19 protein-coding genes and 1 tRNA gene are annotated in these 21,216 nt (G+C 62.4%); 15 read left to right on the plus strand and 5 right to left on the minus strand.

What is annotated here, in order from left to right; genetic code table 11:
* Positions 1–326: 326 nt before the first annotated feature.
* The 4 genes from DKT70_RS08700 to DKT70_RS08715 are packed head-to-tail and all read left to right on the plus strand — an operon-like array spanning position 327 to position 4,915.
* Positions 327–980, plus strand: a complete 654-nt coding sequence (locus DKT70_RS08700; protein ID WP_072297339.1) for an ABC transporter ATP-binding protein — start codon at positions 327–329, stop codon at positions 978–980.
* Positions 964–2,778, plus strand: coding sequence for a capsule biosynthesis protein (locus DKT70_RS08705; protein WP_111558755.1), 1,815 nt, complete (start codon positions 964–966; stop codon positions 2,776–2,778). The genes DKT70_RS08700 and DKT70_RS08705 overlap by 17 nt, the downstream gene beginning before the upstream one ends.
* On the plus strand, positions 2,775–3,617 hold the full coding sequence (kdsA, locus tag DKT70_RS08710; protein ID WP_111558756.1) for a 3-deoxy-8-phosphooctulonate synthase: 843 nt from the start codon (positions 2,775–2,777) through the stop codon (positions 3,615–3,617). The genes DKT70_RS08705 and kdsA overlap by 4 nt, the downstream gene beginning before the upstream one ends.
* Entirely contained in the window at positions 3,614–4,915 is a 1,302-nt protein-coding gene (locus DKT70_RS08715) for a mechanosensitive ion channel domain-containing protein (RefSeq protein ID WP_111558757.1), read from the plus strand. The genes kdsA and DKT70_RS08715 overlap by 4 nt, the downstream gene beginning before the upstream one ends.
* On the opposite strand, the gene DKT70_RS08720 is transcribed toward DKT70_RS08715, so the two are convergent.
* On the minus strand, positions 4,912–6,087 hold the full coding sequence (locus tag DKT70_RS08720) for a BaiN/RdsA family NAD(P)/FAD-dependent oxidoreductase (RefSeq protein WP_111558758.1): 1,176 nt from the start codon (positions 6,085–6,087) through the stop codon (positions 4,912–4,914). The genes DKT70_RS08715 and DKT70_RS08720 overlap by 4 nt on opposite strands.
* 97 nt (positions 6,088–6,184) lie before the next feature.
* Here DKT70_RS08720 and DKT70_RS08725 point away from each other — a divergent pair.
* The 6 genes from DKT70_RS08725 to DKT70_RS08745 all read left to right on the plus strand — a co-directional run bounded on the left by DKT70_RS08725 (position 6,185) and on the right by DKT70_RS08745 (position 9,808).
* Positions 6,185–6,259, plus strand: a tRNA-Gln gene (locus DKT70_RS08725).
* A 115-nt stretch (positions 6,260–6,374) separates the two neighbouring features.
* A complete protein-coding gene (locus tag DKT70_RS18015) occupies positions 6,375–6,539 on the plus strand; it encodes a DUF6538 domain-containing protein (RefSeq protein WP_158529981.1) in 165 nt (54 codons plus the stop codon).
* A 22-nt stretch (positions 6,540–6,561) separates the two neighbouring features.
* Entirely contained in the window at positions 6,562–7,005 is a 444-nt protein-coding gene (locus DKT70_RS08730; protein WP_111558759.1) for a hypothetical protein, read from the plus strand.
* A gap of 146 nt (positions 7,006–7,151) precedes the next feature.
* Positions 7,152–7,991, plus strand: a complete 840-nt coding sequence (locus DKT70_RS08735; RefSeq protein WP_146612609.1) for a site-specific integrase — start codon at positions 7,152–7,154, stop codon at positions 7,989–7,991.
* 547 nt (positions 7,992–8,538) lie between these two features.
* Positions 8,539–8,964 (plus strand): VOC family protein, encoded by a 426-nt coding sequence (locus DKT70_RS08740; protein WP_111558761.1) that lies wholly within the window; start codon positions 8,539–8,541, stop codon positions 8,962–8,964.
* A 301-nt stretch (positions 8,965–9,265) separates the two neighbouring features.
* Entirely contained in the window at positions 9,266–9,808 is a 543-nt protein-coding gene (locus tag DKT70_RS08745) for a P-loop NTPase family protein (protein ID WP_233490504.1), read from the plus strand.
* Between the two features lie 72 nt (positions 9,809–9,880).
* Here the strand turns inward: DKT70_RS08745 and DKT70_RS08750 are convergent, their stop codons facing one another.
* The gene (locus DKT70_RS08750; protein WP_111558763.1) at positions 9,881–10,333 is read right to left on the minus strand and encodes a GNAT family N-acetyltransferase; all 453 of its coding nucleotides are present in this window, start codon (positions 10,331–10,333) and stop codon (positions 9,881–9,883) included.
* A gap of 643 nt (positions 10,334–10,976) precedes the next feature.
* On the opposite strand from DKT70_RS08750, the gene kdpF reads away from it, so the two are divergent.
* From kdpF to DKT70_RS08770, 4 genes are read left to right on the plus strand one after another with little or no spacing between them, the layout of a single operon-like run.
* Positions 10,977–11,078 (plus strand): K(+)-transporting ATPase subunit F, encoded by a 102-nt coding sequence (kdpF, locus tag DKT70_RS08755; protein ID WP_199559556.1) that lies wholly within the window; start codon positions 10,977–10,979, stop codon positions 11,076–11,078.
* 10 nt (positions 11,079–11,088) lie between these two features.
* The gene (gene kdpA / locus DKT70_RS08760; protein ID WP_111558765.1) at positions 11,089–12,792 is read left to right on the plus strand and encodes a potassium-transporting ATPase subunit KdpA; all 1,704 of its coding nucleotides are present in this window, start codon (positions 11,089–11,091) and stop codon (positions 12,790–12,792) included.
* A gap of 39 nt (positions 12,793–12,831) precedes the next feature.
* Positions 12,832–14,841, plus strand: a complete 2,010-nt coding sequence (kdpB, locus tag DKT70_RS08765; protein ID WP_407672200.1) for a potassium-transporting ATPase subunit KdpB — start codon at positions 12,832–12,834, stop codon at positions 14,839–14,841.
* 11 nt (positions 14,842–14,852) lie between these two features.
* Positions 14,853–15,254 carry a potassium-transporting ATPase subunit C gene (locus DKT70_RS08770; RefSeq protein ID WP_111558767.1) on the plus strand — a complete coding sequence of 134 codons (402 nt, stop codon included), beginning with the start codon at positions 14,853–14,855 and terminating at the stop codon, positions 15,252–15,254.
* On the opposite strand, the gene DKT70_RS08775 is transcribed toward DKT70_RS08770, so the two are convergent.
* Positions 15,243–15,590, minus strand: coding sequence for a hypothetical protein (locus DKT70_RS08775; protein ID WP_111558768.1), 348 nt, complete (start codon positions 15,588–15,590; stop codon positions 15,243–15,245). The two genes, DKT70_RS08770 and DKT70_RS08775, sit on opposite strands and share 12 nt — an antisense overlap.
* Before the next feature lie 160 nt (positions 15,591–15,750).
* On the opposite strand from DKT70_RS08775, the gene DKT70_RS08780 reads away from it, so the two are divergent.
* Complete coding sequence (locus tag DKT70_RS08780; protein WP_111558769.1) at positions 15,751–16,236, plus strand: hypothetical protein; 486 nt, start codon at positions 15,751–15,753, stop codon at positions 16,234–16,236.
* Positions 16,237–17,057: 821 nt separating this feature from the next.
* Here the strand turns inward: DKT70_RS08780 and DKT70_RS08785 are convergent.
* Both DKT70_RS08785 and DKT70_RS18710 read right to left on the minus strand, forming a co-directional pair.
* Positions 17,058–17,459: a hypothetical protein gene (locus tag DKT70_RS08785; protein ID WP_111558770.1), complete on the minus strand. Its 402-nt coding sequence runs from the start codon at positions 17,457–17,459 to the stop codon at positions 17,058–17,060.
* Positions 17,460–17,523: 64 nt separating this feature from the next.
* Positions 17,524–20,868, minus strand: coding sequence for a M10 family metallopeptidase C-terminal domain-containing protein (locus tag DKT70_RS18710; RefSeq protein WP_111558771.1), 3,345 nt, complete (start codon positions 20,866–20,868; stop codon positions 17,524–17,526).
* Positions 20,869–21,216 lie beyond the last annotated feature (348 nt).

Raw genomic sequence — 21,216 nt, forward strand, 5'->3', positions numbered from 1 at the left:
ATGCCCTGTGGCGAACCCCGGTTCTGCCGCCAAGGTTAAAGCACCCGGCGGTTTTGACAATCCCAAAGGGGCAACCGCCCCGTATCGGCGACGGTTCCCGAACCGTCCGCACCGCCATGAGCGGGCGGGTTTTCGGCATTGCCGTCGGGCAGTTGTCGGTGATTTCGTATTAAATTGACGGCAATTGATGCTGGCCATGGGTGACGCCCACAGGGCTAGCTTGCAAGGGTAGACAGCATCCGGCCGTCGCCCTAATGTCGCCCTGTGTGGCAAGGGCCTGCTGCATGGCGTGCCTCGTGCCCATTTTCTTTCGGTATTTCAACACCATGCTAGAGTTTGACAGCGTCTCCAAATCGTTCTGGACGGGGAAACAGCACAAGATCATCCTTGATCGCGCCTCGTTTCAGGTCGAGCTGGGAAATTCGCTTGGCATCCTGGCGCCGAACGGGACCGGCAAGACGACCCTGATCAACATGATGTGCGGCCTGGAACAGCCCGATGAAGGCCGCATCCGGCGCAATTGCCGGGTGTCCTTTCCGCTTGGCTTCATGGGCGGGCTGATCACGCGGCATACGGGCAATGAAAACGCCCGCTATATCGCGCGCATCTATGGGCTGGACCCTGATTACGTGTCCGCCTTCACGCGCTGGCTGACCGATATCGACGAATATTTCGACATGCCCGTGGGCACCTATTCCAGCGGCATGCGGCAGCGCTTTACCTTTGCCCTGTTGCTGGCCCTGGATTTCGACATCTACCTGATCGACGAAGGCATGCCTCAGACCACGGATGCCGAATTCAACCGCAAGGCGGGTCGCGTGCTGTTCGACCGGCTGAAGACCGCGACCACCATCGTCGTATCGCATCAGCCGACCACGATCGAGAAGTTCTGCAACCGGGCCGCCATCCTGCGCGATGGCAAATTGTACATGTTCGAGACCTTGGACGAGGCGAAGCAATACTATGACTACACCTCCTAAAGCGCGCCGTTACCACGCCTCGATCTCGGAATCCGTCACCCCCGGTACCGCCTCAAGGACCCACGATCCCGAACCTGCGACCGCGCCCGCCCCGCAGCCCAAGGCCGCCCCCAAGGTCCACTTGGAGGTCAGCCGCAAACCCGCCCCCCCGGCCGAACAGCAGGAAGACGCGCGCATGCAGAAATTCCTGGCGACCGAACCGATCGAGGACGGTTTTGGCGATCTGCGTATGACCGGCCCCGAAAAAGGGCCAGGCGCCAGTGGGGCGACCGAAAAGGCAGCGGGGCAGCCCGCCGCCGCCGGCGTCACCGAGGAACAGCTGGCGGCCATCCGGGCCGAAAAGCTGACCGAACGCCAGCTGCGCATCGCGGGGCGGATCGCCACCCTGCACCAGATCGAATTCGCCTCGAACGAGGAAGCCATCCTGCGGTTGCGCGAACGCGGCATCGATCCGTCGCAGCGCAGCGCCGTGGGACGCATCCTGTCATCGGAGGGCACCCGCGCCAAGGTCGGGGATGCGCCCCGCGATCCGGCCGCGACGACGCCGGCACTGCGGTCGGGCGGTCCTGCGGGCCTGCCCGCGCTGACGCCGGGCGACAAGCGCGGCAAGACCCCGGCCCTTCCCTCGCGCGAGGATCTGACCGAGGATAGGCGCGCGGCCGAAATCTATCGCATTCAGAAGGACTTGGCACGTCGTCGCCGCAAGCGAATGATGATGCTGGCCTTTCGCCTGCTGATCTTTGTGCTGATCCCGACATTCGCGGTCGGCTGGTATTACGCAAGGGTCGCTTCACCGCTTTACGCGACTTTCACGCAATTCCAGATCCAGACCGCCGATGGCGGCAGCGGTGGCGGCATGAGCAGCCTGCTTGGCGGATCGGGAATGGGCACCAACACGGATTCCGTCGCCGTCCAAAGCTATCTGACATCGCGCGACGCGATGCTGCGCCTGGACGCCGACAAGGGCTTCAAGCGGGCCTATCAGGACCCCAGCATCGACCCCATCAAGCGCCTCGAGGCGGATGCCACCAACGAAGCAGCCTTCGACGTCTATGAAGACTCGGTCAAGATCGGCTATGATCCCACCGAAGGCGTGCTGAACATGGAGGTCATCGCCCCGGACCCGCAGCTGAGCGTCGAATTTTCGCGCGCACTGATTTCCTATGCCGAACAACAGGTTGATGCGATGACTTCGCGGATGCGCGCCGATCAGATGGACGGTGCCATCCAGACCTATGAGGACGCCGAGGCGAAGATGTTGGCAGCCCAGCAGCGGGTGCAGGAACTGCAGCAGACCCTAGGCGTTCTGGACCCCGTGGCCGAAAGCAGCGTGGTGATGGGCAAGGTGACCGAACTGGAAAGCCAGTTGACGGCAAAGCAGCTTGAACTTGGTCAATTGCTGGCAAATGCCCGTCCGGTTCAGAGCCGTGTCGATGCCGTCCGCGGCGATATCGAGCGTCTGCGCGAGCTGGTGGCTGAAACCCGCCTGCAACTGACCCAAGGCAGCGACAGCCGCAACTCCCTTGCCGCCATCGGCGGCCAGTTGCGCGTGGCCGAGGCAGAGATGGCGACCCGCCAAGAAATGCTGGCCGCATCCGCCGCCCAGATGGAGGCCGCCCGCATCGAAGCCAACAAGCAGGTCCGCTATCTGTCGCTGTCGGTATCCCCGATTGCGCCGGACGAGGCGACCTATCCCAAGGCATTCCAGAATACGATCGTGGCCTTCCTCATCTTTTCAGGTATCTACCTGATGATGTCGCTGACGGCGTCGATCCTTCGCGAACAGGTGTCCACATGACCCAACCCAAACACGTCCGCATCGGTCAGGTGACCTGCGGAAACGACCTTCCGCTGACCGTCATTGCCGGTCCTTGCCAGCTTGAATCGCTGGACCACGCCATGATGATCGCCGAACAGATGGCCGAGGCCTGTGCCAAGGCGGGCGCCAGCTTTGTCTTCAAGGCATCCTATGACAAGGCGAACCGCACCTCTCTTTCGGGACGGCGCGGCCTTGGTATCGAGGAAGGCCTGGATATCTTGGCCACGGTTCGGGAACGGCTTGGCTGTCCCGTGTTGACCGACATCCATGACGCGGATCAGGCCATTCGCGCCGCCAAGACGGTTGATATCATCCAGATCCCTGCGTTCCTTTGTCGCCAGACCGACCTGCTGCTGACGGCCGGACAGACGGGCGCGGTGATCAATATCAAGAAGGGGCAATTCCTAGCACCCTGGGACATGCCCAATGTCGCCGACAAGGTCGCCTCGACCGGCAATGACAACATTCTGCTGACCGAACGGGGCGCCAGCTTTGGCTACAACACCTTGGTGGCCGACATGCGTTCGCTGCCGATCATGGCGCGAACGGGCTATCCTGTCATCATGGATGCGACACATTCGGTCCAGCAACCTGGCGGTCAAGGCGGCTCATCGGGTGGTCAGCGCGAATTTGCGCCGGTCATGGCCCGCGCCGCCGTGTCGCTTGGTGTCGCCGGCGTCTTCATCGAGACGCATGAGGACCCCGACAACGCCCCTTCGGACGGGCCGAACATGATCCACCTGGACCGGATGCCCGCGCTGATTGCGTCCCTGATGGCATTCGATGCGCTGGCAAAGGCTGATCCGCTTCCGGCATGATCCGCGTTTTCCTGTTCATTGCGCTGTGCTTCCTTGCGGCCCCTGCCATTGCGCAGGGGCCGCCTGAACCATCCGCACCCAGTGGCGCGATCGCGACTCATGACAACATCAACACGGACTTGGCAATCCTTAACAGGATTTCCAGCATTCTGGCGCAACTCCCTGACTTCGATAAAATTGATGCCAAAGTCGATGCCGGGATTGTCACGCTGAACGGCGAGGTTACCGAACAGGCCACGGTCGAGCGGCTCAAGACGCTGATCGCTCGCGTCGAAGGCGTCGTTGCCATCGAGGACAGTGTCGATCTGTCCACCGACCTGACCACGCGCCTTGAATCGGTCCGCGAACGGTTCCAGTCGCGATTGACCCAAGTGGTCGCGGGACTGCCCTTCATGGGATTGGGGCTGGCCGTCGGTGCGGTCATCGTGCTGGCCGGTGGATGGTTGTCACGCCGCGAACGCACCTTGGCCAGCATTGCACCGAACCCCTTCATCGCGGGATTTCTTGCGCAAGCGATCCGGTTGTGCACCTGGATTGTCGCCTTGGTGGTCGCACTGGACCTGATGGGTGCGCGGGCGCTGCTGGGGACGTTGTTGGGGGCTGCGGGTATCTTCGGCCTGTCGCTCAGCTTTGCGGCGCGCGACACGATCGAAGGTTTTGTCGCGACGATGCTTCTGTCTCTGCGCCAGCCCTTCAACCCCAATGATTTGATCGAGGTGAACGGCCTTCGGGGGCGCGTGATCCGGCTGACCAGCCGCGGGACGACACTGCTGACGCTGGACGGCAATCACATCCGCATTCCCAATCAGATCATCTACAAGGCGACGCTGACGAATTACACCTTGAACCCCGAACGCCGGTTCATGGTCGATCTGACCATCGATCCCGGCGCGGATCTGGGACGGGCCCGCGACCTGGTGGTGCGTGCCCTGAACGGCATGGATTTTGTTCTGAAACGGCCTGAACCCGTTGCCTGGCTGGACGCCGAGGGGCCTGAACATGTGGTGATCCGCGCCGGGGGCTGGGTGTCGCAGGATGGCACGGACTTCGAACTGGCACGGGGCGAAGCATTCCGGTTGCTGCGCTATGAACTGGATGCCAAGGGTTATCTGCTGCCCGAACCCATCCACAGGGTCCGTCTGGAACAGCCCGAAGAAGAGGCGCCATCGCGGACCCGCCCCGTGCGCCCAGCAGACCGCAGGCTGGCCGATCCGGCACCCGATGCCGCGTTTGAGGAAATGGTCGAACGTGGCCGTGTGGATGACGGTCGTGATCTGTTGTCGCCCGGTACGCGTTAAGCCGCGCGTCCAGCAGCGTCCGCCGATGCCCAGGCCCACTGGAAATTATACCCGCCCAGCCAGCCGGTCACGTCCACGCATTCGCCGATGAAATACAGCCCCGGAACCTGACGGGCCTGCAGGGTTCGCGCATCCAGATCACGGGTGTCGATGCCACCAAGCGTCACCTCGGCCGTGCGATAACCCTCGGTCCCGACGGGGCGCAGAGTCCAGCGGTTCAGCCGCGCACCCAAGGCGTCCAGCACCCTGTTGGGCTGATCGGCCAGCCGAGCCTTGGAGAGCCCCGCTTCGGCGGCGATCGCCTGCGCCAGGCGTTCGGGCAGAAGATGCGTCAGGGCGGTCGCCACGGCGATCTTGCCGCTTTCCTGCTTGCGCTGTTTCAACGCCGCCGCCACATCGGTTTGCGGACACAGATCGATCTGCAGGCTCTCTCCACCCTGCCAGAAACTTGAAATCTGCAGGATTGCGGGGCCGCTAAGACCGCGATGCGTAAATAGCAGCGCATCGCGAAACGACCCTTCCTTGTGGTCGATTCGGACCTCGAGCGATACGCCCGCCAGGGGCTTGCACAGCGCCAGGTCCTGCTCGGCAAAGGTCAGCGGCACAAGGGCCGGGCGCGTGTCCGTCACCCTCAGCCCGAATTGACGTGCCAGATCATAGGCAAAGCCCGTCGCGCCGATCTTGGGGATCGATTTTCCGCCCGTCGCCACGACAACCCGATTCGCCCGAATTACCCCTCCGGATGTCGCAAGAACGAATTGGTCCGAATCGCGCTGAACCGATTCGACCGTGGTCCGCAGGCGCAGTTCGGCGCCCTTCATGCGTTCCAGAAGCATGTCGGTGATCTGGGTCGCCTTGCCGTCGCAAAAAAGCTGTCCCAAGGTCTTTTCGTGCCAGGCGATGCCGGCCCGGTCCACCAGGGCCACGAAATCGGCGGGGGAATAGCGTGACAGCGCGCTGGCGCAAAATCGACGATTTTGCGACAGGAACCGATCAGGTCCGGTCGCCATGTTCGTGAAATTGCAGCGCCCGCCCCCCGAAATGCGGATTTTTTCGGCCGGGGTCGCCGCATGATCCAGCACCAGAACGCGCCTTCCCTGCCCCAAGGCCGAGCCTGCGCAGAACAAGCCGGCAGCACCTGCCCCCAAGATTACGACGTCAAACTGTTCCATAGGGCGCGAGATAGACCCGATTGAAAAAAGTGGCAAGAATTCTGCAAATTTCGACTTGCACCCCCCGAACAGCTTGGCTATTCACCCTCTCACAAGTTGGGGCGTGGCCAAGTGGTAAGGCATCGGTTTTTGGTACCGTGTACCGTAGGTTCGAATCCTACCGCCCCAGCCAATATCTTTTAAGTCGTTGAACTATATCGTCTTATCGAAGACGGACAGCCGATCTGGACCATTGTCCATCATCACTGTCCATCATGGCGTCTGTGTCCCCAGCTAAGGGACCCACCATGGGCATTGCTAATTTCACCTTCCGTCGAGGCGCGATCTATACATGGCGTCGCCGCATTCCCAAACGTGCCGATTCAGCTGCATCGAACCTGCAGATCTCGCTGCGCACCGCTTGCCCGTGGACAGCGCGCAGGCTGGCCGTCATCGTGACAGCGGAAAAGTGAGAAGGTATTCGACCGCATGGGAATGGATGGTCTGACGCCCGACGTGGCGCGGCAGTGGCTTGAGACGGTGATCCGCGACGAGTTGGAGGAGACGGCACGGCGCACCCGCGCGGCCTTCCATCTGCCGAAAACCGGAAATCCGGTGGAAAGTGCCCACCACGACCGACTGGCAGGCGAGGCCCTGCGCCTGGAGGCGCGCAAGGGTGCAGAGGTGGACCTGGACGAGGACGAACGCCGCGAACTGACCGCACGCGGCTATTCCAACGCCGATCTTGACTGGATCAATTACTACCAGCACCACCTCGGTCGCGCTGCCGCCACCGAAGCGATGGAGAACAGGATCAGCCGCCGTGTGGCCAAGATTGCAGGCAAGGAGCGGATCAGCGGGTATGAGTTCTTCGACGCCAAGCGCATCTACCTGAACGGACGCGCACCGGCGCTGCTGTCCGCGAAGGACAGCCTCTAGAGCGGCTTCGAGGACGCCATGCAGATGGCCCCAGCCGGATTCGGGAGGGCAAGCAGCCTGACGGGCCTCAGCCAGCCTCACAGGCCATTCAGGACCCTACCCCCGCCCCTAAACCTGAACCAGCCTTCGACCCGGCACTAGAAGCGGTGGCCGATCGTTTAGCAGGTCGCAAAGAGAAGCGCGGGCGGGTGACTGACAAGACCGCCTACCAGATCCGCAAAACTGCCGAGCTTCTGCGCGAAGCGACCGGGGTCGGTGACATCCGCATGCTGCGGCAAGAGCACCTGATGACATTCAGCAACATCATGCATGCCGTGCCCCCGACCTATCGCAAGACCCCGAAGGAGCGGGAGATGACATTGCAGGAGATCATCGCCGCAGCAGAAGCCGCAGGCGGCAAGCAAGGCTTTGCAGCAGCGACGATCAACCGAAACCTCGGCTTCGTGGGCCAGATCATCAAGCACGCCCGGTCAGAGGGCATTCCACTCGATCCTCTCCTGGATACGCGGGACCTGCGCGAGACAGACCCCGAGGATGAACAGGACAAGGTGGCCTCATTCAGCCGTGAGGATCTGCAGCGCCTCTTCGCAGGCCCGGTCTGGCAAGGTTGCCTGAGCGCAGGGCGGCGCACGCAGCCCGGTGTTGTTGTGATCAAGGACGCGCTCTACTGGCTGCCGCTGATCGCCGCCTATACAGGCGCAAGTCGCGAGGAAATCGCGGGCCTGGCGCGCGAGGACATCATCACCGAGGACGGCATCCCCGCCTTCCACTTTCGCCCGACCGAGATCAGGCGGCTCAAGAACCGTCCGTCGCAGCGCAAGGTGCCGATCCATCCACACCTGCTGGAATTGGGCTTCATGGAGCATGTTGCCCAAGTCGAAACAGGACAGATCTTCCCGGACCTGAAACAGCGCAAGGGACGAGGCACTTTGTCGGATGCTATCAGCTTCAACTGGCACAAGTTGCTGCACGCGCAATTGGACTAGGATGCCGCGAAGAAGAACTTCCATTCATTCCGCCACTGGGTCACCGACGAACTGCGCTACCGGCAGGAAGTGCCGGAGCTGTCACGCCACCACCTCCTCGGCCATGCTATCAGTTCTGAAGAGGACCGCCGCTACGGCTAGCGCACGCCCCTGCCCCTTCTGAAGCCATTGATAGACGGACTACCGCGTGTTTTCTGACCGCCGGGAGTGCGTCAAACTGAAAGCGGGCGAACAACATGCATCACTACCACCTTCGCGAACCGGCCCAAAGCGGCCTGACAGTGCCGGACTGACGCCGCCCTGCACCATTCCCAGATCGGACGTTCGTGCTTGGCGCAGCGAGATCGGCGGATCATAGTCTGCTATGCGGGACGGAGCTGCCGTTGACCGCCTTTAATATCCTGCCTAACCTCTGCCCGTCTAAAACAGGTTAGGCTCGGGAAGGTTGGCCCGGCCCCCGCGTTCTGCGGGTCCTTCCGCTGCAAGTCAGCGGCCCAAGACTATCAAGGCGTCTGCGCGGTGCAGCCGCCGATAGGAAGGGCATGACATGAAACCTAGAATTTCCGTTCTGACATTCGGCGTGAGCAATCTTGAACGGCCGCTTTCTTTCTATCGCGACGGTCTTGGGCTGCCAACGAAAGGCATTATCGGCCAAGAATTCGAACATGGTGCGCTGGCGTTCTTTGACCTCTCAGAGTGTTTAAAACTTGCCCTTTTTGCGCAAGCCAACATTGCCCACGATACCGGATTGCCGGTGCAGCCGGTCAGCTCGACTGCCATTACCATTGGCCACAACGTGTCACAAAAGGAAGAAGTCGATCAATGCATGGAGGCTGCAGCACAGGCAGGTGCCGAAGTGATCAAATCCGCCCAAGACACATTCTACGGTGGCTACGCGGGCTATTTCCGCGACCCTGACGGGCATCTCTGGGAAATCGTCTGGAACCCGGACCTGCCTCCGCCCGAAGACTGAGCCGTCATTCAATAGTCGCTGGCGCTTTGAGGGTCGGCAGCAGCTTTGGGCTCTTCGCGCCGACCTGCCTTCCCTGGTGCACGGGCCAGTTCGCGGCGGCCCCTGACCCGCGCTCCCGGCCCATTGCCGCCGGTCAGTCTCTGACTGGCGCTGCGGTGCAGCTTCCCCAGACCGGACGTTCGTGCCTAGCGCAGCGAGATCGGCGGGCCACAGTCTGCTATGCGAGACGAAGCGGACATTGTAGAAGGTGACGCGCGCCGCTATTGCCCACTTGGTTTTGACTGCTAACGGCGGGACTGACGTGCCAAGAATATACTTGATCGGAGCATCATGCTCGGGCGCCTCAACGCTTGGCGCGACACTGTCCGCGCAGATGGGCGTGCCACTGCTGGACGTAGACGACTTTTATTGGATGCCAACAGACCCACCATTCACGACAAAGCGCCTGCCAGAACATCGGGTCCGCTTGATCCGACAGCGGCAATCCCAGACGGACGGTTGGGTTCTGTCAGGCTCCTTTGTGGGTTGGGGGGATATCCTGATTGAGCATGTCGAGATCATCGCCTTCCTATATACACCTACCGCGATACGGCTGCGACGTCTGGAGAGCCGAGAGGCACAAAGACATGGTGATCGTATCCTGCCGGGTGGCGACATGTATGAAGGCCACCTGGCATTCCGTGACTGGGCATCTCGATATGATGACTCCTCGTTCACAGGACGCAATCTCGCGCAGCATGAACGCTGGCTCAAAGCACAAACCGCGCCGGTTCTGAGGCTTGACGGCACACAGCCGGCTGAAGTGTTGGCTGAGAAATTCACGGCCGCGCTGGAACGTCTCTGAAAGGCCACGAAGGGCTCGATCCCTACCTTCGTGAATGTGGTCTGGCAGGGAATAGCCCTGCCAGGCCTGTTCTCAGGTCTTGATACGGAGTGCCGCATTCGGGAACGGGAACCCGAAGTCATCGACCGCGCGCCGGGAAACCTCCTGAAATCCGAGCGTCCTGTAAAAGCGGACGGCTCGTTCATTCTCGATGTAAACCTCAAGGGACAGTTCGCCCTTTCGGGCCAAGGCATCGGCGATAAGCCTGCGCCCGATACCGTGACCTTGCCAGCCCGGCGCGATGAATATGCCGCCGATGAAACATCCCAGAAGGCCGATGAAGCCAACAGCTTCTCCGTCAAGGCAGACCACGGAAGTCTCCGCCTTCGGCAGATACGCCTCCTCGATCAGCTTGCGCTGTTCAGTCAACCTTTTTTCACCGATGAAGGGGTGCGCCTCCAGCGATGCTTCGAACCAGATGGTCGAAAGTATTTTAAGATCCGTTGCCGTGTCAAAGGGCCGGATCACCACGCTAACGTTCTTCATGACAACTTCACAGAAATCATGCAAAGAAGGTCGGCATCCATGTGTCGAGCGATGCCGCTACTTGCGGGTCAATCGAAGCCTCTGTGCATAAATCTTCGGCTGTGGCGGGCCGAACATAGGCCGCCCCGCCACCAGTTTCAATGACCGCAAAGGGCTCTCCACTTTGATCTGCCGCCCTTGGCGACGCCGCAGGAACGCGGGAGCCTCTGACCCGCGCACTCGGCCCATTGCCGACCTTGAAACTGGGTGACAACGCTGCGGCGCAGTTTTACCAAAGCGGTAATTCAAGCGTCGCGCAGCATTTTCAGACGGCCACCGTTGGTTCAGCGGGACCTTCCGGTCATTCGCTGCAATTACAGCGTCATCGTTGCCATTGGCTTATAAGGCACGCCGCGACGCAGCAGATAAATTTCTGATTGATGCAAAGCGGACACCGCGTCGCGTGAAGCGAGCTTGCCGCACCCCATTCTTTACACGTTCCTTACGCGCCTAGCCCACATCACGCATAGCCTCCTTACGCCGCCTTCGGTGATCGTCCATGCGACACAACACGAAGGTGACGCATGGACGATATCATTTATCTCGCTCTCGGCGCGGCCGGGTTTCTGGTCTTCATGGCCGGGACCCGCGCGCTGACGCGCCTGTGACGGAGGGCCAGATGTTCGATCTGATCCTCGGCCTTGTCGTCGCGGCGGGGCTTCTTGGCTATCTCGTCGTGGCGCTGATGCGCCCCGACCGGTTCTGAGGGCGGAGCCATGCCGTCAAGCTATCTCGTCCTCATTCTCTACTGTGCTGCAACGGTCGGCCTCGCCTGGTTGCTGGCGGGCTACATGCACCGGGTCTTTACCGGTCGACGCGTCTGGCTGAGCACCATCATTTCACCCATCGAGCGAGGCTGCCTTGCTGTCGCCGGGCCGGCCGCCACGCGTGCGCAAGGATGGGCCAGCTATGCCATGGCGGTCCTCGTCTTCAACATGGCTGGATTCGCGTTCCTCTATGTCGTCCTGCGCCTGCAAGGGATACTTCCATGGAACCCGGAGGGTATCAGGCCCATGTCTGCCGATCTGGCCTTCAACACCGCAGTCAGCTTCGTCACCAACACCAACTGGCAGGCTTATTCCGGCGAAGTGCAACTGAGCTATCTTGCGCAGATGGTCGGGCTGACCGCGCAGAATTTCGTCTCGGCCGCGACCGGGATGGCGGTGGCCGTCGCAGTGATCCGCGGATTTGTCGCAACGGGTGATGGAAGGATCGGCAACTTCTGGACCGACATGACGCGCGCAGTGCTCTACGTTCTTCTGCCGATCTCGATCCTCGTGGCGATTCTGCTGATCTGGCAGGGCGTGCCGCAATCGCTCGGCGCCTATATCCGCGCGACAACGCTGGAGGGCGCCAGTCAGGTCATCGCGCAGGGTCCTGCGGCCAGCCAGATCGCGATCAAGCAGTTGGGCACCAATGGCGGCGGCTTTTTCGGCGTCAACTCGGCCCATCCGCTGGAAAACCCGACGATCCTGTCGAACATGGTCCAGTCGGTGCTGATCCTGCTGATCCCGGTCGCCTTCTGCTTTCTCTTCGGTCGCATGGTCCAGGACCGGCGCCAAGGCTGGGCGATCTTTGCTGCCATGGGCGTGCTGTTCATCGCGGGCCTTGTCCTGATCAACGGCTTCGAGCAGGCGGGCAACCCGATGCTGACCGATCTGACCGGCATCACCGGCCCGAACATGGAGGGTAAGGAGGTCCGCTTTGGCGCCACGCTCTCGGCGCTCTGGGCACAAGTGACGACGGCGGCGTCGAACGGGTCTGTCAACGCCATGCATGACAGCTTCATGCCCATGTCGGGCCTGGTGATGCTGCTGAACATGCAGATCGGCGAGGTGATCTTCGGTGGCGTCGGCGCGGGCTTCTACGGGATGCTGCTCTATGTCGTGCTGGCTGTGTTCCTGGCCGGGCTGATGGTCGGACGCACACCGGAATATCTGGGCAAGAAGATCGAGGGCCGCGAGGTGACGCTGGCCGTGCTGGCCTTCCTGTCGATGCCGCTTGGCATCCTGGTCTTCGGTGCGATCTCGGCGGTGGTGCCGGCGGGGCTGGCGGCGGTGCAGGATGCGGGGCCGCATGGCCTGTCCGAGATCCTCTATGCCTACAGCTCGGCCACGGGCAACAACGGCTCGGCCTTTGCGGGTTTCGGGGCGGGTGCGCCTTTCTACACGACGCTGCAGGGCATCGCCATGCTGCTGGGCCGCTATGCGATCATCATCCCCATGCTGGCCATCGCCGGATCGCTGGCGATGAAGCGCCCGGCGCCGGCCACGGCTGGAACCTTCCCGACCCACGGGCCGCTTTTCGTGACCCTTCTGGTCATCACCGTGCTGATCCTGGGCGCGCTGACCTTCTTCCCGGCCCTCGTCCTGGGCCCCATCGCCGAGCATGTGTCCATGCTGGGCGGGCAAAGCTTCTGAGGCGGAACCATGAGCAAATCCACACTCCCCCTGCCGTCGATGACGTCCCTCGCCCCGGCGGCGGCGCGTCAGGCGCTGGTCAAGCTGGCGCCCCGCACCCTGATCCGCAACCCGGTCATCTTCGCGACCGCCGTGGTGGCGCTGATGGTCACGCTGATGGGGCTGCGCGACCTTGCGCTTGGCGTGCCCGGTGCGGGCGTCGCGGTGCAGATCGCGGCCTGGCTCTGGGCGGCGGTCCTGATCGCGAACTTCGCCGAGAGCCTCGCCGAGGGGCGCGGCCGTGCCCGCGCCGACAGCCTGCGGGCCACGAAGTCCGAAACGATGGTCCGCGTCCTCCCCGCCGCCGACAGCCCGCATGAGGCGGCCACGCGGGTCTCATCGGCCAGCCTCAAGCTGGGCCAGATCGTGCTGGTCCAGGCGGGCGACATCATCCCGGCGGATGCCGAGGTGATCCAGGGCGTCGCCTCGGTCGATGAAAGCGCCATCACCGGCGAAAGCGCCCCGGTGATCCGCGAATCCGGTGGCGATTTCAGCTCGGTCACCGGCGGCACGCGGATCGTGTCGGACTGGCTGGTCCTGCGCGTCACAGCCGAGCCGGGGCGCAGCTTTCTGGACCGCATGATCGCGCTGGTCGAGGGCGCCGAGCGTGGCAAGACCCCCAACGAGATCGCGCTGAACATCCTGCTTGCCGGGCTGACGCTGATCTTCCTCTTCGTGGTCGTGACGCTCGAGCCGTTCGCGGTCTATTCGGGAACGTCGATCCCGGTCGTGTTTCTGGCTGCGCTGTTCGTGACGCTGATCCCCACGACCATCGGCGGGCTGCTGTCGGCCATCGGCATCGCGGGCATGGACCGCCTGGCCCGCGCGAATGTTGTCGCCAAATCCGGACGCGCGGTCGAGGCGGCGGGCGACGTGGACGTGCTGCTTCTGGACAAGACCGGCACGATCACCTTCGGCAACCGCATGGCCGATGCGCTGATCCCGGCGCAGGGCGTCAGCCCGTCGGCGCTGGCCCGCGCCGCGCTCGGCGCCAGCCGCGCCGACGACACGCCCGAGGGCAAGTCCATCGTCGAGATCGCCCGCAAGCAGCCCGGCGCTGCCGAGGGGATGGTCGCTGTCGCCGAGGCGATCCCCTTCTCGGCCCAGACCCGGCTGTCGGGCGCGGACCTGACCGACGGCACGCAGCTGAGGAAAGGCTCGGTCGATGCGATCCTGCGTCATACAGGCGCGGCGCTGGACGCCTCGCTGGCGGCCAGCGTGGACCAGATCGCCCGCTCGGGCGGCACCCCGCTGCTGGTCAGCGAAGGGCCGCGCATCCTTGGTGCGGTGCATCTGAAGGACATCATCAAACCCGGCGTGCGCGAGCGCTTTGCGGAATTGCGGGCGATGGGCATCCGCACGGTGATGATCACCGGCGACAACCCCCTGACCGCCGCCGCCATCGCGGCCGAGGCCGGGGTGGACGATTTCCTGGCCGAAGCCACCCCCGAGAACAAGCTGGATCTGATCCGGGCCGAACAGGCCAAGGGCCAGCTGGTCGCCATGTGCGGCGACGGCAGCAACGACGCCCCTGCGCTGGCGCAGGCCGATGTGGGTGTGGCGATGAACTCGGGCACCTCGGCTGCGAAGGAGGCCGCGAACCTGATCGATCTGGACAGCGATCCGACCAAGCTGATCGAGGTCGTGCTGGTCGGCAAGCAGCTGCTGATCAGCCGCGGCGCGCTGACCACGTTCAGCATCGCCAATGACGTGGCAAAATACTTTGCCATCCTGCCCGCGCTGTTCATCGCCGCCTATCCCGGCCTTTCGGTCCTGAACGTGATGGGGCTGGGAAGCGCACAAAGCGCAATCCTCTCGGCGGTGATCTTCAACGCGCTGGTGATCCTGGCGCTGATCCCGTTGGCGCTGCGTGGCGTCAAATACGCCCCCGCCAGTGCCGCTACGCTGTTGCGGCGCAACCTGACCCTCTACGGTCTTGGGGGGCTGATCGTTCCCTTCGTCGGCATCAAAGCCATCGACATGGCCGTGATCGCCCTTGGCCTGGCCTGAAGGAGTTGACCATGAATGAACATATCCGCCCCGCCGTGGCGACCCTCGGCCTGATGATCGCCCTGACCGGGATCGCCTATCCATTGGCAATGACGGGGCTGGGGCAGGCCTTGTTGCCCGAACAGGCGAATGCAAGTCTGATCACTCGCGACGGGCAGATCGTCGGCTCGGTCCTTGTCGGCCAGCCCTTCGCCGCGCCGCAATACCTGCATCCGCGGCCCTCGGCTGTGGGTTACGACGCGGCCAGCGCCGGGGCCAGCAACCTTGCCCCGACCAGCGCCGCACTTCTGGCCGAGCAGGCCGCGCGGGCCGAGGCCTTCCGCGCCGACACTGGCACCGCACGGGTGCCCGACGAGGCCGCGGGACCCTTGTTCGAGGCCATGACCGCAAGCCTTCGCGCCTCAAGTACCTAGGTCGGAATGGTCGACATCATGCGCCTTGCCAGCGTTGCGGTCTTCCGGGTCGACGCCATCACCGTCATTCTTCACCCCGAAGGCCTTGAGGTCCAGGTCCAACCTGTCCCACCGCCGCGCCCCAGCCTGGAACGGGCCGCCGACGCCATCGCGCGCATCGTCGCCGAAACCGGAACGGCCGGGATCGTCAATGACGCGCTGTTTGGCGCCTGCAGGCTGCTGGATGCGCCAGCGGTCATTCCGCTCCAATTCGATACCGAACGACAGATGCTGGTCACGCTGGCAAGCCACGGCTGTCCGCGAACCGGGGCGGGCTCGAAAATCGCCATCGGTCACGGCATCGCGGGCGCGCTCGCAGCGCTTGGACGGCCGGTCAGGGTCAGCGACATGAGGCGCCTGCGCCGCTTCGGGGCGGCGATCCGTGACGCCTCCTCCCCTGAGGAAAGCTGCGCGATCCCTCTGACGGGCATGTCCGAAGCCCTGAGCCAATTTTGCCATGACGATCCATGTCAAGGGAATGCTCTACGGTGTTCTGTTTGCCGAAATCCCAGGGCGACTTGCCTTCCCCCGACACGACGCGGCGGCCCTATCGATGATCGGCAATCACGCGGCCGCGACGCTTCTGATCAGCGAAGTCATGGCGAACGACGCAGTGGCAGACCCGCCAAGGGTGGGCGCAAGGCTGCCGAAAGAAAGCTTCCGCGTCGTCCATCACACGGTCGATGACAGCGTCCTCATCGACAACGACTATGTGATCCGTGACGTGGCCGGGCGGCTGCTGGTCTATCTGCTCGAACGATATCTGGTCGAAGGCCGCGCCGAGTTTTCGAACCGCGAGATCCGGCTGGCAGCCGAGCTTCGGTTGCCGGATTTCAAGAACAATCTTGAAGCCAGACTGCTGCTTTTGCGCCAGCGGCTGGAGAGAAATGCTGCCCGGTGCGCCTGGTCAGCATGGGTTGGGAGCTTGTCCGTCTTCAGATGACGTACCGCCCGGAAATCAGGCGCGCGCCCTCGGACCGAGGGTCCCATCACGCTCCTCTGGTCTCTTATGAAAATCGGACGCCGCGGCATGCATTGTTTTGCCGCCTGCCGAGGCTCTTAAGAATGACCATCGACGATGTCGAAACGCGGAAAATCGCGCCGGTCGGAGCAAGCCGCTTCGACGTGCCACGCACGGGATGCAGTACATCCTTTGCATGAAAGGCGCATCCGTCAGCCATTCCGTCTGATGGAACTTGCGCCGATCCCCCAAAATCGGACACCGACGATCGGGCAAAAGGTCCTTCCCGATACCGCCCAGCTTGGCTTCGGCGCCTGAAAGCCTACTTCGCCAGTGCGACGTTGCTTTCTTAATCTGGTTGCAATCCTAGACCGGCATGGTCGCCCGGTGCTGGTGTGGCGAATTCTGAAAATCTGCGGATGGTCCGCACTGGTCAAAGGTCTGTGGCACGTCGACGCGCCCTGTCTTGCGCCACGGTACTGACCGAAGCGATCTGTCGGATAGGGCCCTGCGAGATCATTGACACCGCTCAGGGAACGCGAAGCACATCGTTCGCATAGCCAGACGGCCAAACACCCGTGCCTGCATGGTCGCCAAGGGTCGCGACCGCGGCAACAGCACTTTGAATGACCGCATTGCAATCTCAATCGAAGGACAGCACGTCGGGATACGATTGCATAAAAATGCTGCACAAACCCGGTTATGATCCGGCGCGGCGCCAGACGAGAACGAGCCTGTCACGCTGGCCGTCGCCCCAAGTCTTCAGGTAGCCGTCAGGAGTACCGCATCGAAGCAAGATGCGATCAATACATCACTTGGTGCAACGTGATCTCGATGGGTTGGTCCGCCTGGAACCGGGCGCTGCCGCGCGCCAGCAGCCAGCCATCCGCCCGTGTCATCTGGGCGACGATCTGCGCCTTGCCCGAACCTGTCCTGCCGGCGGGCGATGGGGCGGGAACGGGGACGGCAATCTTTCGATCTTTGCCGGTGCTGCTCACGCGCCACGTCATGTCCTGAAGGGCGGTCTTGTCAGCTATGGCCGGGTCATCCAGCATGATGTCGATAGATCCCTTGGGGATCTGGTTCCCGCCCTCGAAGGTCAGGATCACCTGAATGTCGGGGGACGGTTCGGAATGGGCCTGCCGTGCCATCAGGACCGCACCGACGCCCAGCATCAAGGTGCGGCGTTTCAGATGGTCGTTCATGATGCAAACCTTTCCGGATGGAATTGGACCGAGGGGAGCACGAATGCACCCCTCTTGTCACCTGTCAGACGATCACGAAATCCGAAGCCGACAGCGTCAGCGACGCGTTCAGCTGCGCAAACTGGATCGCGGCCAGATCGCCCGAACCATCGGCATCATAGGACAGTGATCCGCTGTTGCTGTCATAGATGACACGGTCTTCGGCGCCGAAGGACAACCCGCCCGGGTTGCTGACGAAGATATCCTCGGACAGCGCACCTTCGCCACCCAGATCGGTGAAGATGAAATCATCTAGCAGGATCATGTCCTCGGCGCTGTCGAAATCATTGATCCGATCGACATTGCCGTCACCCAGTTCGGTCGAGAAGCGGAAGGAATCTGCCCCGTCGCCACCGCTGAGAGTATCGGCACCCAAGCCGCCATCCAACAGGTCGTCGCCGGCCCCGCCGCGCATCCGGTCATCGCCGGCCTCGCCCGGCTCTGCCGGAGCGGGCGGGAAGTCCACCGAGACGTTCAGCTTGTATTCCGACCCTTCCGGGACGGTTTCGGACCAGCCATCACCCGGCGCGTCGGGCGACCAGCTGCCTTCCACGATATAATAGGTACCGCTTTCCTGCGCCACGAAGACAGTGCTGGAATCACGGTTGCTGTTCGAACCGGGATCGCCGCCGCCATCGTCGTTCTGCGCGACGATATTGCCCTCGGCATCCAGCAGCCGGACCCAGCTGTCATGGACGTTGGGATCGGCGATACCGTCGATGTCGATGGTCAGGACGGTGCCCGCAGCCAGGTTCAGGCTGTAATAGCCACCCTGCCCGTTGCCGGTCGCATTGACGGTGGTGTGCAGCACCGTGGTCGAGTCGAAGATGTCGGGATCGGCCGTCAGCGAGAAGTTGTCCGAAATGTCGAACGCCGTCTCGATCGAGTTGTTGCCCGCATCCGCGTCAAGCGTGCTGTAGCCGCTGCCCATGCCGGGACGCGGAATGGCATCCTCACGGTCGCCGAAATCGCCCAGCAGGGTGTCGTTGCCGGCCCCGCCCTTGATGATGTCGTCACCGCCCTGCCCGGTCAGCACGTTCGCGCCGTCATCGCCGGTGATGCGATCCTTGAAGCCGGTGCCGGCAAGGTTCTCGATCGACACATAGGTGTCGCCGCCATTGCCGCTGCGATCCAGCATCAGGCGGATGCCGCGGTTCACGTCCGAATAATCGGCCGTGTCGTTGCCCGCGCCGCCATTCAGAATGTCGGACCCGCCACCGCCGGTCAGCGTGTCGTTGCCCGCGCCGCCCATCAGCGCGTTGACCCCGTCTGTGCCGATCAGGCGATCGTCGTGGTCGGAACCGACGACGTTTTCGACATCGACGATGATGTCATGGCGGATCAACGTGCCGCGGCCCACGATCTGGACCGGGCCGTCGGCTTCGCCGCCATTGGCGGTGCCTGCCGCCAGATCGACGGTGACCCCGGTTTCGCTGTCGGCATAGACGATCGTGTCATTACCCGCACCACCATGCAAATAGTCCTGTCCGGCCCCGCCGATCAGCACGTCGTCGCCACCCTCGCCATAAAGGATGTCGCCGTCGTTTCCGCCATCCAGCGTGTCGTTGCCGTCACCGCCGTTGAAGAAGTCACCACCGCCACGACCCCAGAAATGGTTGTCATCCGCAGTGCCGATGAAGCGGTCGATGCGGTCGTCGGACCCGATCAGGTTCTCGATCCCATAGAAGGTGTCGCCCGACGCGGTGCCGCCGCTGGCGATGTTGGTTTCCAAATTCACGATCAGCTGGAAGGGGCTTTCGTTGCTGTAATCGACCGTGTCGGTCCCGGCGCCACCGATGAAGACGTCGATGCCGTCCTGGCCGCTCATCACGTCGTCGCCTTCGCCGCCATCCAGGATGTCGTTGCCTGCGCCGCCGAAGATGGTGTCATTGCCATCGCCGCCGAACAGCGCATCACCGCCATCGTCGCTTTCGGTCTGATCCTCCAGCTGGGATACGGGGATGGTGTTGTTGATGTCGCGGCTGGCCAAAGAATCGCGCCCGCCGATGATCACATCGTCACCGCCCATGCCATAGATGGTGTTGCTGCCCGCACCACCATTCAGCGTTTCGCCCGTTTCATTACCAAAGATGATGCTGGTCAAGGTCGTGTCGCCGATGATCGGCGCAGGGCCGTCCTCGGTCATGCCCGCCGCCTGCAACGACGAGTCGTCGGCATAGATGATGCGTTCGACATTGGCGATCTTGCGGATGTTCAGGTCGCGCGACAGCAGGACCACCGTGTCGAAGCCGCCGTCCTTCTCCTCGCGCACGATGTCATCCAGCGAGTCCACGTAATAAACGTCGTCGCCGCCATAGCCCGCCATGCTGTCTGCCCCGGCAAGGCCGTCCAGGACGTTGTTGCCGTCATTGCCGATCAGCACGTCGTCGAACTGGCTGCCGATGCCGTTCTCGATGTAATATTCGGTGCCATCCTCGTTATGGCCCGCATAGATCGAGACGTTGTTGCGATGTCCGTTGACGCTCGAAAACTCGCCGGCGCGCAGGTCCAGAATGGTGCCCGCGGTCGAACCGGAAAAGTCGATCGTGTCGGTGCCGCCGGTATCGTGAATGACGAAGCCGATATCATGCTGCATCCCCGACGAGGTCAGCGTGTATCCATATTCGGTGCTGCCGAAGCCATAGATGTTGTCGCCCGTGTTCAGGTCGATCTTCTGGAAGGTCCGCACCCCGTCCTCGTCGACGGTCGAGAAGAAGCGGCGGTTGATCGCCTCGATATCGGCCATCAGCGGCGTGACGGCCGCCCAGCTGGACCGTTCGCCCACATCGATCCCGTCGAAATAGGACATGACGCTGTATTGCTGGCGGTCATAGCTCCAGGTGGCGTTGTTCAGATAGTTGATCTGCACGCCGCCCGGCCCGCTGTAGTTATACAGACCCGGATGGTTCAGCCCGAATTCATGACCGAATTCATGCACGAAGCTGTCGAAGACATAGCCGCCAATATCGGTCTTGTTCGGCTCTGTATCGTGGAAGCGCTGGCCGATGCTGACATAGCGATTGCTGGAAAAAGCGCTGCCGTCGCTCTGCTCGCCCAGCTCGGGGCTGACGACCTCCATCCAATCGGTCGCACGATCGAAGGGCGTGTCATAGACGATCTCGAAGGTCAGCGGCGTGACCGACGACCACATGGTCAGCGCACCGACTGCCGCAGACTGGTAATCGGGATGATCGTTCAGTTCGGACACGTTGATCCGCAGCGGTTCGGCCGCAATCGCGGGCGTCAGGTCGCGCCGCAGCGCACCGACGTAATCCAGAAAGGCTTCGTAATCGTCGCTTTTGCCAAAAGGATCGTCCGGGCTTTGGTCATTGATCCACCACGGGTCCTGCGTCTGGCTTGCATTCGGCATCTTCGGGATTCCCTGTCTGACAACCACAAGTAATGACGGCTGTTCGCTTTGATGATCGGCAAGGACCGCATATGCGGCCTGCCAAGATGGTTAATATGCAGATCATGCAAGTTAAATCTGGACCTGTCTACACATCCGTTCACGCGCGTATGTTGATTTTTCCATTCATATTCAATTATTTATCAATAGATTAAATTTTATCTATCTGCATCAGTGTGATAGATTGATGACTTTACCATAGGTCAAGTCGGCAACATCAGCCGACGCGGACAAGCAACGATGCGTCAACTTGAGGGCGATTTTCGCGCAGGTTGATGATCCGGCACCCCGGAACCTGCACGCCGGTCC

This window comes from Paracoccus sediminilitoris (genome assembly GCF_003259195.1).
Lineage (GTDB): Bacteria > Pseudomonadota > Alphaproteobacteria > Rhodobacterales > Rhodobacteraceae > Paracoccus > Paracoccus sediminilitoris.